Consider the following 11,817-nt stretch of genomic DNA (forward strand, 5'->3'; position numbering starts at 1 on the left):
CTTAATTAAGAAAGGAATTAGGCTTCAGTTGCCGCTTTTTTCGATTTAAAGACAAAAATCAATGCAACCATTACGACAGCTGTCGTAACAAAACCTAAAAGTGCTGAGTGGCTAAAACCTAATACTAAATAGCCACTAATTGAAGCCACCGCAACCAATAAGGCATAAGGTAATTGTGAGGTAACATGATCCATATGATTACATTGTGCACCGGTTGAAGAAAGGATAGTTGTATCCGAAATAGGTGAACAATGATCACCACATACCGCACCTGCCATTACGGCAGACATACATGGAATTAACAAACTTGCATCAACATTAATTGCCATTGCTGCCGCAATCGGAAGCATAATCCCAAATGTTCCCCAGCTGGTTCCGGTTGCAAATGCCATTACGCTTGCCAATACAAATAAAATCGCAGGAAGGAATGCTGGATTAATATTGCCTGCAACTAAAGTAGATAGATAATCCCCAGTGTGCATATCCTTCACAACACTACTAATTAACCAAGCTAAAATTAAAATCGCAATCGCACCGAACATTGATTTACAACCGACCCAAACGGCTTTCGGATAATCTTCCGCCTTAATTAAGCCAAGTGTACACAACACAACCGCTAATACACCAGCAGAACCACCTATCACTAAAGAAAGGTTTACATTTGTATTTTCAAATGCACCTAATAGGCTGAATGTTTCAAGTGCTTGTGCACCGGTATAAAGCATTGATGCAACCGTTGTAAAAATTAACACAAGGATAGGAATAATTAATGCATATACACGACCTTTACTTTCCTCGTCTGACGATTCATCAGTACGCCCTTCCGCATGACAAGTGCTTTACGTTCAAAACGAGCCATTGAGCCAATATCAAATGATGTATATGCAACAATAAATACCATAATTAATGCAAATAACGCATAGTAGTTCATCATACTCATTGAAGCGAATGCACTAATCGCCGTATATTCGGTAATACTATAAGTCGTTAATAAACCGCCGATAGTCGCAATAATTGATGCTCCCCAACTAGAAACCGGCATTAAAACACACATAGGTGCGACAGTAGAGTCCAAAATATAAGCTAATTTTGCACGAGAAACCTTGAATTTATCTGTAACCGGTCGTGCAATCGCCCCTACGGCTAAACTATGGAAATAATCATCAATAAATGTCACAAAAACCAAACAGGCGGTTAATAATTTTGCACCACGGCGACCTTTTATATGCTGTTTAGCCCAGTTGGCAAAGGCTTGATTACTACCAGAATAGGTTAACAATGAAGTAAATATACCTAACAATAATAAGAAAATTAAAATTTGTACTTTACCGAAGGAATATTCACCGTCCGAATAAACTAAACCGACTGCAATATTCTTTAAATAAATAAAACCGTCTAAAAAAGACATTGAGAGCATAAATGCCCCGACTAAAATACCAATTCCTAAAGACAGCAGGACTCGGCGAGTAAAGATTGCCAATAATAATGCAAGCGATGCCGGCACAATTGACAGCAATGAGCTTGAATAATCAATTAAATTCATAAAACCTCTAAAGAAATAACTTTGTGATGAAATTAGAGTCAGACAAAGAAGAGGATCTACTGAAATGTATGCAAAGGCATAAGATGAGGTAGGTAATCTGAAATATAGAAATATAGAACCGACCCTAGCAGTAGCACTCCGTAATACAAGATTACGACAGTGTCGTCCCTTTCGGTAACGACCCCAACCAATTAAGATGACGCTTAACTGATTTCGGCAAATACGCCTTTCCTTCTTCCTCATCGTTTTCCACTCAGAAAAAGTACTTATCGGATTTGCACCTCTACAATTTGTAGGACGGCGTAAGATTACCCTAATATCGATAAATTGCCAATAGCAAAATGCAATCTTTTAACCTCTGTAATAAATCGTTTTTTATTTTTCCACTTATATTAGAGTAAATAATTTCTAGGCATAAATTATTTATTTACCTAAATAATTTATTTGGTTAAGATATTATTAATTTCGAAATATTATTATTCTCGGAGTTTATGATAAATTAAATTATTAGTTTTAAATGGTCTTTAATTTGGAGATAAAAATGTCTGATATCTTAAAAACATTATCAAATATCCGCGACTTACGTGTCTTAGCTCGTGAATCAAGTTTAGAACAAATGGAAGCTTTACTTGAAAAAGTTACTATCGTTGTTGAAGAAAAACGTGAAATGGTAAAAGCTCAAGAACTTGAACAAGCTAAATTGCTTGAGGGCTTAAATAAATATAAAGAGTTATTAGCAAAAGATGGTATCTCAGCTGAAGAGCTAGTTGTGTTATTAGGTAGTATCACGGAACGTAAAAAGCGTGAACCGCGTACACCTCGTCCGGCAAAGTACAAATATATTGATGAAAACGGTAATGAAAAAACATGGACGGGTCAAGGACGTACCCCTAGCCAAATTCAAAAAGCATTAAATGAAGGTAAGAGTCTAGCATCTTTTGCTCTCTAATTTTTCTAAAGAACGGGCTAACAATATGATCTGCACCCCAAAGTTGGACTAAATCTCCAATAGATTAAGGTGCAGATTTTTTATTATCGTTACATATTAATTACGCTCTATATTTTTCCTTTTAATATTACAAACCTCAAGGTAATAGCATTAGGTTATAAAAAATCCACAAGAATATTCCACATTCTTATAACTCATACGAGTTAATTTTACAAAATTGTTAAAATTTTATATTTTTTATTGCTTATATTTTAAGCATTTAAATCAAAAAAGTGTGATCTTTATCATAATTTGAAACAAACCTACTATTCTTTTAAAAAATCTCACATACAATGCCCCCACTCAACAAAGTTAACATTTTTTTAACTTATTTTAATAATCAAGCGACTCGAGGTTTCCTATGGCGCTATTTCTTAGTATCTTTCCAATCGTTTTACTCATTTATTTAATGGTAAAACGTAATGCATTACCATCCTATGTTGCGTTACCGTGGGTCGCCGTAGTGGTACTTGTTATTCACCTTCTTTTCTTTGCGACCGATATTACTATTATCAGTGCGAATATCTCATCAGCCATTATGTCGGTTTTCACACCGATTACCGTTATCTTCGGTGCAATTTTATTCAATCGTTTTTCCGAAGCGTCAGGTGTAACCAATACATTACGCAAATGGTTAGGTACAATTAATCCGAATCCGGTTGCACAGCTTATGATTATCGGTTGGGCATTTGCATTTATGATTGAAGGTGCAAGTGGTTTTGGTACACCGGCGGCAATCGCGGCACCGATTTTGGTCGGTTTAGGTTTTAACCCGATTAAAGTTGCGATCCTCGCATTAGTAATGAACTCAGTTCCAGTATCTTTCGGTGCAGTAGGTACACCAACTTGGTTCGGTTTCGGTTCATTAAATTTAGCCGAAGCACAAATTCTTGAAATCGGTTCAATGACAGCACTTATCCATGCTTTTGCGGCATTAGTGATCCCAGTAATTGCACTAAGCTTTATCGTAAGCTGGAAAGAAATTCGTCAAAACATCGTATTCATATATTTAAGTGTATTTGCGTGCGTAGTGCCTTACATCTTACTTGCTCAAGTAAACTATGAATTTCCATCTTTAGTGGGTGGTGCAATCGGTATGTTTATTTCGATTTTCCTTGCTAATAAAGGCGTAGGCTTAGCAAAAGTTGAAAATACTTTGGAAGGCTCTGTACCACTAAAAGAAGTGGCAAAAGCTCTACTTCCAACCGGTTTATTAATTGGTTTCTTAATCATCACTCGTATTCAACAATTACCATTTAAAGCGATGATGAACGATACAACCGCTTGGATTAGCACACAATTAGGTTCACTTGGTCAATTTGAAATCAGCCAAGGTTTAGTATTCAGCTTAAAAAATATCTTTGGTACAGCGGTAAGTGCTAACTACAAATTACTTTATGTACCGGCATTAATTCCGTTTGTAATTACCGTTTTAATTTGTATCCCACTTTTCTCTTTAAACTGCTCAAAAGTAAAAGATGTATTTGCAGGTAGCTTCAAACAAACAAAAAATCCGTTTATCGCATTAGTCGGTGCATTAATCATGGTTAACTTAATGCTAGTAGGTCATGATGGTTCAATGGTAAAAATCATTGGTAAGAGCTTTGCCACAGCAACCGGCGAATATTGGACCATCTTCGCTTCATATTTAGGTGCAGTCGGTGCGTTCTTCTCCGGTTCTAACACAGTTTCTAACTTAACCTTTGGTAGCGTACAATTATCCACAGCTGAAATTACAGGTTTATCTACTTCGTTAGTACTTGCACTACAATCTGTAGGTGGAGCAATGGGTAACATGGTATGTATTAACAATATCGTAGCGGTTAACTCTGTATTAAATATCCAAAACCAAGAAGGTGCGATTATTAAGAAAACTGTAGTACCAATGTTTATCTACGGTGTTATCGGCGCCGTTGTCGCATTAACAATTATTCCTCTCTTCTTTAATGTTTAATAAAAAAGTGGTAGAGAAAGATTAAAGTAATACGTGCTACACTGACAAGCGGTTAAATTTAAACTTTTTCTACCTAAATTTGCAAAAGGAAGTCGGATGACTTCCTTTTATCATTTATGACATTTTAAATACGATTGTTTCTTATTTTTATTTAATTGGGAGTTCTTTATGAACGTAAATTTCTATGTAACCTGCATTGCAGATATTGTGAAAGCAGGCGTAGCAAAAAACAGCGTACTCTTACTCGAAAAATTAGGCTGTAATGTGATTTTCTTAGAAAAACAGGGATGTTGCGGACAACCTGCAATGAACAGTGGTTATGCAAAAGAAGCGATTCCGGGTATGAAAAGTCTTATCGAAACGTTTGAAGCCAATGATTACCCTATCGTTGCTCCGGCAGGCTCTTGTGTTTATGCGATTAAAAACTATGCCGAATACTTAAACCGTTTCGGCGAACCTGAATGGGCAAGACGTGCAGAGAAAATCGCAAGACGTCTTTATGATTTAACCGATTTTATTGTCAATGTCTTAAAAAGAACCGATGTGGGTGCAAGTCTAACCGGTAAAGCGGTGTACCATCCTTCTTGCAGTTTAAGTCGTAAACTTGGTATCGTGGACGAACCGCTTACTCTCCTAAAAAATGTAAAAGGCTTGGAACTGCTCCCTATTCATAATCAGCAAACTTGTTGTGGTTTCGGTGGTACATTCTCAGTAAAAATGGCAGAAATCTCTGGGGAAATGGTTACTGAGAAAGTAGTTAACATTACTGAAGTTGAGCCTGAATATTTAATTGGTGCCGATGTTAGTCGCCTCATTAACATTGCCGGTCGTTTAAACCGTGAAGGTAAAAACGTAAAAGTTATGCATATCGCAGAAGTATTAATGCAAGAGTAAGGAATTTCTATGTCACATTTACAAACCAGTAACTTACCTTTTAAGCAACGTGTGGAACAACAAGTTCACAATGAAATTATGCGTAAAGCGGTGGTAAAAGCACAAGAAACTATCGGTGCAAACCGTCAAAAAATGGTGGATGAACTTGGAAATTGGGAAGAATGGCGTGATCTCTCAAAACAATTCCGTAACCACGTTTTAGCAAACTTAGATGCTTATTTATATCAATTAAGTGAGAAAGTAACGCAAAACGGTGGTCATGTTTTCTTTGCAGAAACCGCTGAAGAAGCAACCGCTTATATCCGTAAAGTTGCACTTGAGAAAAAGGCAAAAACCATTGTTAAATCAAAATCAATGGTAACTGAAGAAATTGGTTTAAACCACGTTTTAGAAGCGGAAGGTATGAAAGTGGTTGAAACTGATCTTGGTGAATATTTACTTCAAATTGTGGGTGATAAACCTTCGCACATTGTAGTCCCAGCAATTCATAAAGATCGTCATCGTATCCGTAAAGAATTACACGAAGTTTTAGGATATGAAGGGACTGAACAACCGGAAGAGATGAATGCTTTTATACGTAAAACCTTACGCAAGGACTTTTTAGAAGCAGATATTGGTATCTCAGGTTGTAACTTTGCCGTACCGGAAACCGGTTCTGTCTGCTTAGTAACCAATGAAGGTAACTTACGTTTAGCGACCACTTTACCGAAAACACATATTGCGGTAATGGGGATGGAACGTCTTGCTCCAACATTTAAAGAAGTTGATGCACTGATCACCATGTTATGCCGTAGTGCGGTAGGGGCAAAATTAACTGCATATAATACCTGGTTAACCGGCCCTCGCCTTGAAGGAGAAACAGATGGTCCGGAAGATTTCCACCTTGTGATTGTCGATAACGGTCGTTCAAAAATTTTAGAAAGTGAATTTGCTGAAGTTTTACGTTGTATTCGCTGTGGTGCTTGCTTAAATACTTGCCCCGCTTATCGTCAAATCGGTGGTCACGGTTATGGTTCGATCTATCCGGGTCCAATCGGTTCAGTGATTTCTCCATTACTCGGTGGTTATGAAGAATTTAAAGAATTGCCATATGCGTGTTCATTATGTACTGCGTGTAACAGCGTATGCCCAGTAAAAATTCCATTAGCACAATTAATTCTTAAACACCGTGAAAAAATTGCCGAAGCCGGTTTAACACCGTTGGCAGAACGCCTTTCAATCAAAGGTTTCACCTTTGCTAACGCTAATCCTTCTGTATGGAATATGGGGGTGAAAGTTGGTGCGAAGCTCGCCGGTAAGTTTATTAAAAACGGTAAAGCACCAATTCAAGTCGGTGCCTTAGCAGAATGGACAAAAGCTCGTGATTTACCAGCAACAGATGGCGAAAGTTTCCGTGAATGGTTTAAAAATCGTAAATAATTTGACTTGAACCACTATCTCCCATAGCCAAGCTGTTATCGTTAAGATCTTTTTGCAAAAATAAAGTGAATTTTAACCGCTTGTTGTATGGAAAATCTTGGTAATGTGGCAAAAATAGGACAGCACAATGGACTTACAAAATCGTGAAAACTTTTTAAATAAACTGGCACAACGTATGGGCAGAGAACGTAAATTAGTGCCTGACCAAATGGAAACGCCGGTAAATAATCATCCAACAACTCGCTTGACTCATCTTTCTCAACAAGAACTTTGCAATGAATTTATGAACTTTGCCAAAGTGTTATTAGTTGATGTGGTTGAAACTAAAGAAGCTGATGTCGCACAAGCTGTATTAGATGTCTGTGAAAAATATGGCGGAGGCGATATTGTTTTAAATAATGATACTCGTCTTGAAAATTTAGGTATTACCGATGCAGTAAAAGCAAAATTCAGCAGTTATGTATGGGATTTTACCAATCGTGATGCCAATATTTCGCACGCTGAAAAAGCGAATATCGGTATCGTTTATGGCGAATACGGCTTAGCCGAGTCAGGCGGTATCGTGTTATTTGCATCTAAAGATAACGGTCGTTCAACCAGTTTACTACCAACAACATCTATCGTAGTTGTACGTAAAAGTACCGTATTACCTCGAGTTGCACAACTTGCTCAAATTCTACATGAGAAAGCTCAAGCTGGAGAACGTATGCCATCTTGCGTAAATATTATTTCGGGTCCAAGTGCAACCGCAGATATTGAGTTAATCAAAGTTGTCGGCGTACATGGTCCGGTATCTAAAATTTATGTTGTGATTGATGATCTTTAATCTCTATTGATACCGATAAAAAATCTCCGCTTATTGCGGAGATTTTTTTAGCTTCTTTTGTAAAATAATCGTGAAAAATGACCGCTTATCTTTAACGAATAACCACTGCCGTACCGGTCGCAACTACGATAAACATTCCTTTATCACCACCCATAGATTGATATTCCATTGAAACACCCACCACCGCATTTGCACCAACACGTTTTGCTTCTTTTTCCAATTCTGCTAACGCTTCTTGTCTAGCACTATTTAACTTACTTTCATAAGCTCCCGAACGACCGCCAATCACGTCAGTAATACTCGCAAAAAAATCACGAATAAAATTAGCCCCAGAAACAACTTCGCCAAACACTAAACCTTTATATTCAGTAATTTGGTGACCGTCAATCGTTGGCGTAGTAGTAATAATCATATATTCTCCTCGTAGACGTTACTTAACTTACTTGAGTAACTGTTGTTTTAGCACATCTAATGCTATTGCACGATGTGAAATTTTCTTTTTCTCGCTGGTTTCCAACTCAGCAAAACTACAATTTTTAGGCGGATAGAAAAACAGCGAATCATAACCAAAACCATTTTGACCACGTTCTTCACGTAAAATCTCCCCGAAACATTCACCTAAAGCAATTTTTGGTGTTGGATCAGTTTCGTGCTGTAGAAAAACGATACAGCTGACAAATTTCGCACCACGTTTCTCGTCTGCAATATTTTGCATTTCGGCTAATAATTTGTGGCGATTAGCCTCATCATTACCTTCTTCGCCCGCATAACGAGCAGAATAAAGCCCCGGGGCACCACCCAGTGCATCTACCGCTAACCCCGAATCATCCGCAATTGCCGGTAATCCTGTTATTTTTGAGGCATAGCGTGCTTTTAATAACGCATTTTCAATGAAAGTTAAACCGGTTTCTTCCGGCGATTCGATACCAAATTCACTTTGTGCCACCACATCAAAGCCAAATTGTGCCAAAACATCCGCCATTTCTTTAACTTTGCCTTTATTCCCCGTAGCTAACACAACTTTAGTTCGTTCCATTTTTATTCCTTTTGCAAAAATTTGATAAAAAATGACCGCTTATTCAATGCCTTTTTGGTAAGACATCATCAACAACGTACGCCATTTATCCTGTCCTTGAGCATCTTTCCCCATATTAGCAATATTTGGAAATTTGCCCCATTGTTCAAAGCCATGCTTACGCATCAAATTTTGGCTGACTTGATTTAATTCAAACACATATGCCATAAGCGTATGAATATTATGCTTCAACATTTCCGCTTGCATAAATTCAATAATCTTCGAGCCATAGCCTTTACCTTTAGCACTACTGTCTAAATAAATACTGATTTCAGAGGTATGTACGAACGCCGGTCGTTCATAAAACGGCGAAAAACTAAACCAGCCGGCAATGCCGTTTTCATCTTCTACCGTCCAAATCGGATATTGTTCGCTAGTCAAATGAAAATCAAACCAAGCACGACGATTAATCGGTGTTGCTAACTCTAAATCCGCCGTAATTTGATGAGTCGGAATTGCTTGATTATAAATATTTAAAATTGTTTCGAAATCCGTTTCCGTCGATTTTCGAATCTGCATTTATTGCCTTCCTTAAAAAATAAAAATTATGCGGTAATCATATTCGGTAATATTACCATCACTTCAGTACCGCCTTCCGGACGGTTCTTAATACTAAATTCACCATTTAACTCAGTTGCACGTTCTTTCATAATCGTTAAACCGTAATGACCTTCCGGTTCGATTTCACTTTCCAAGCCTTTACCGTTATCTCTCACAATTAAACATTGTTCTCCATCGCTATTTGTTTCGGCAATCACTTCAATTTGAGTAGCATTAGCGTGTTTTATCGCATTAATTACCGCTTCACGCACAATTTGAAGTGCGTGTACTTGCTGTTGCGCACTAAAAATTTGCGAAGGTAATTTACAATGCAGAATAATTTGTGCGGAAGTTCTCGCTCGCAAGGAATCCAATACACGCTCCAATGCATGCGTCAGATTGGCTTCTTCAATTGTTAAACGGAATGTGGATAATAACTCACGTAATTGGCTATAAGCCTCATTTAATGCCCTTTCAAAGTCATTTAAAATTGCTTTTTGCTTATCCCAATCCTGTTTGGTCTCACCGTTACGCTTTAATAAACTGATTTGAATCTTAAAAAATGTTAACGATTGAGCAAGCGAATCGTGTAATTCACGTGCAATAATCGAACGCTCTTCCATTAACACTAACTGTTGCTGCTGCTTCTGTACTTGTAAAACATACAAACTACGCCCAATCATTTCAGAAACGTTCTGAATCAATCGCTCATCAGGACAAAGTAATGACGGCTTCCAACGTAATAATGCAATCTTTTCATTCTCTATAGCAATTTCGTTAAAACGCCAGTCTTGCGTTGGTGCATTGTCAATCGTCACATTCCAATAATCCGCACCATAAACCTGAATTTCAATGCCTCGTAATTGCTCATTATCTAAAATGGTCTGTAAGACTTGAAATAAAACATTTTGGTTCACTGGCTTTGCCGTTAATAACTGTGAACATTGGAACAAAACCAATAAAGAACGGTTAACCGCAATTAAACGGCGCGTTTTATCCTCCACTTTTTCTTCTAATGAAGCATAAAGTTTCGCTAACTCACTCGCCATTTGGGTAAAAGTTGAAGATAAAAAACCTAACTCATTCGGTTCATTTACCGCCAGTTCAATATGGTTAAAATCTTCATTTTTGACTTGTTCACTTGCCGTAACCAACTGATTAAGCGGCGTAATAATACGCTTACGTGTGTACCAAACACCGAAATATGCTAAAGCAATAATTAAAAACATTGAAGCGGCAATCACACCTATCGCCACTTTTAATTTTAACTCGACAAACTCTTGCAAAGACCAAACGAAATTATTTACTTGATTTGCATACCCTTCAATATTACTGACATAAGTCGCTCGATTACCGCTCACAATAAAGGATTCCATTTCTTGCCAGCTATCCTTTAAATTCTCATATCCTTTTTTGACTTTTGCCGGTAATAAACAATTATGGGAAAGCGACTCTTGGATCTCTGGGGAATTTAAACTTTGACGATATTCTTCCAAACGTTTCGGGATCGCTTGCGGATGATGTTCCATTTCATATAAGAACCGATAACTCTGCATTCGCAACGAACCTGATACGTTAATTAAACCCGCATCGGATTTATTACTCCACATAATGCCCAATGACAACCCACTAATCAACGAGGCAAAAGCAATCATAATAAGAAAATAAAATCCGATACGGCGTGTAATCGAATGTTTAGGTGTAATTATCAAAATGCAATCCTATTACAAAGAGAATAATGTCGTTAATTCTTTTGCAATGCTATCTTCGTTATTTGATCCTATTGTTTTTTTCGCGCCTTGCTGAACTTGTGGCTCTGAGCCACCCATCGCAATACCTAATCCAACTAATTCTAACATTGAAATATCGTTAAAATTATCGCCAAATGCCACCACATTTTGCGGATCTATTCCTTCAATTTTAAGTAACTCCGCAAGCATTGCACCTTTACTATTCCCAACACTGGTAATATCTACGCGATCCACCCAAGACCATTCGGGACTAAATTGATCAAGCGGTAAACTTTTTACAAAAGTTTGCATTTTATCTAAATCGGGATCACTAATCAGGACTTTCCAAACTATAGTACCTTGATCAATTTCTTGTTGAAAACTTTCAACTTGATGTACATTCGGTCTTACCGCTTCAGGACAAGATTGCACCCATTGCTGTAATTTAGTGAAATGCGGATTGATTTGCTCATAGGTCATCGCATCTTGAAAGTAAACAGCCGTATGAATCCCTTGTTGTTGTGCATCACGAATTAAATTTGAGGCTTGTACTGCTGTTAACGGCTTACCGACAATCACGCGATCTTGTTGGAAATCATATAAATAAGTACCATTACAGCACACAACCGGCGTATCTAGATTGATTTCTGCATAATAAGGACGTACCGCCGTATGATGACGACCAGTTACAAAGAAAACTTTTATGCCTTTTTCACGGATTTTTTGGATAGCTTGTTTCGTTGATTCTAAAATGGTTGCTTTAGCACTCAAAAGTGTACCGTCAAGATCAAAAGCGACTGCTTGATAAGTCATAAAAATTCTCCTATAGAAATAAAAAAGGGCAACTT

10 protein-coding genes, 1 pseudogene and 1 riboswitch are annotated in these 11,817 nt (G+C 37.6%); of the genes and pseudogenes, 5 read left to right on the top strand and 6 right to left on the bottom strand.

Annotated features, from left to right (window positions below; translation table 11 throughout):
* Positions 1-17: 17 nt before the first annotated feature.
* Positions 18-1,543, bottom strand: a pseudogene (locus tag NYR89_RS04400) (Na+/H+ antiporter NhaC family protein).
* Positions 1,544-1,666: 123 nt separating this feature from the next.
* Positions 1,667-1,837: riboswitch (Lysine riboswitch) on the bottom strand.
* 247 nt (positions 1,838-2,084) lie between these two features.
* Here NYR89_RS04400 and NYR89_RS04405 point away from each other — a divergent pair.
* The 5 genes from NYR89_RS04405 (at position 2,085) to NYR89_RS04425 (ending at position 7,624) form a co-directional block, all read left to right on the top strand.
* Positions 2,085-2,492 carry an H-NS family histone-like protein gene (locus NYR89_RS04405; protein WP_279446503.1) on the top strand — a complete coding sequence of 136 codons (408 nt, stop codon included), beginning with the start codon at positions 2,085-2,087 and terminating at the stop codon, positions 2,490-2,492.
* Between the two features lie 400 nt (positions 2,493-2,892).
* Positions 2,893-4,485 (top strand): lactate permease LctP family transporter, encoded by a 1,593-nt coding sequence (locus tag NYR89_RS04410; protein WP_279446504.1) that lies wholly within the window; start codon positions 2,893-2,895, stop codon positions 4,483-4,485.
* Positions 4,486-4,653: 168 nt separating this feature from the next.
* Positions 4,654-5,379 carry a (Fe-S)-binding protein gene (locus NYR89_RS04415; protein WP_279446505.1) on the top strand — a complete coding sequence of 242 codons (726 nt, stop codon included), beginning with the start codon at positions 4,654-4,656 and terminating at the stop codon, positions 5,377-5,379.
* Positions 5,380-5,388: 9 nt separating this feature from the next.
* The gene (locus tag NYR89_RS04420; RefSeq protein WP_279446507.1) at positions 5,389-6,798 is read left to right on the top strand and encodes a LutB/LldF family L-lactate oxidation iron-sulfur protein; all 1,410 of its coding nucleotides are present in this window, start codon (positions 5,389-5,391) and stop codon (positions 6,796-6,798) included.
* A 127-nt stretch (positions 6,799-6,925) separates the two neighbouring features.
* The gene (locus tag NYR89_RS04425; RefSeq protein ID WP_279446508.1) at positions 6,926-7,624 is read left to right on the top strand and encodes a LutC/YkgG family protein; all 699 of its coding nucleotides are present in this window, start codon (positions 6,926-6,928) and stop codon (positions 7,622-7,624) included.
* 91 nt (positions 7,625-7,715) lie between these two features.
* On the opposite strand, the gene NYR89_RS04430 is transcribed toward NYR89_RS04425, so the two are convergent.
* The 5 genes from NYR89_RS04430 to NYR89_RS04450 form a co-directional block, all read right to left on the bottom strand.
* Positions 7,716-8,036 (bottom strand): YbjQ family protein, encoded by a 321-nt coding sequence (locus NYR89_RS04430; protein WP_005600559.1) that lies wholly within the window; start codon positions 8,034-8,036, stop codon positions 7,716-7,718.
* Positions 8,037-8,063: 27 nt separating this feature from the next.
* Positions 8,064-8,660 (bottom strand): RdgB/HAM1 family non-canonical purine NTP pyrophosphatase, encoded by a 597-nt coding sequence (rdgB, locus tag NYR89_RS04435; protein ID WP_279446509.1) that lies wholly within the window; start codon positions 8,658-8,660, stop codon positions 8,064-8,066.
* A gap of 39 nt (positions 8,661-8,699) precedes the next feature.
* Positions 8,700-9,218 (bottom strand): GNAT family N-acetyltransferase, encoded by a 519-nt coding sequence (locus NYR89_RS04440; RefSeq protein ID WP_279446510.1) that lies wholly within the window; start codon positions 9,216-9,218, stop codon positions 8,700-8,702.
* Positions 9,219-9,244: 26 nt separating this feature from the next.
* Positions 9,245-10,894 carry a nitrate/nitrite two-component system sensor histidine kinase NarQ gene (gene narQ / locus NYR89_RS04445; RefSeq protein ID WP_279446640.1) on the bottom strand — a complete coding sequence of 550 codons (1,650 nt, stop codon included), beginning with the start codon at positions 10,892-10,894 and terminating at the stop codon, positions 9,245-9,247.
* 69 nt (positions 10,895-10,963) lie between these two features.
* Positions 10,964-11,782, bottom strand: a complete 819-nt coding sequence (locus tag NYR89_RS04450; protein WP_279446511.1) for a pyridoxal phosphatase — start codon at positions 11,780-11,782, stop codon at positions 10,964-10,966.
* Between the last annotated feature and the right edge of the window lie 35 nt (positions 11,783-11,817).

The sequence above is a fragment of the Actinobacillus arthritidis genome (genome assembly GCF_029774155.1).
Lineage (GTDB): Bacteria > Pseudomonadota > Gammaproteobacteria > Enterobacterales > Pasteurellaceae > Actinobacillus > Actinobacillus arthritidis.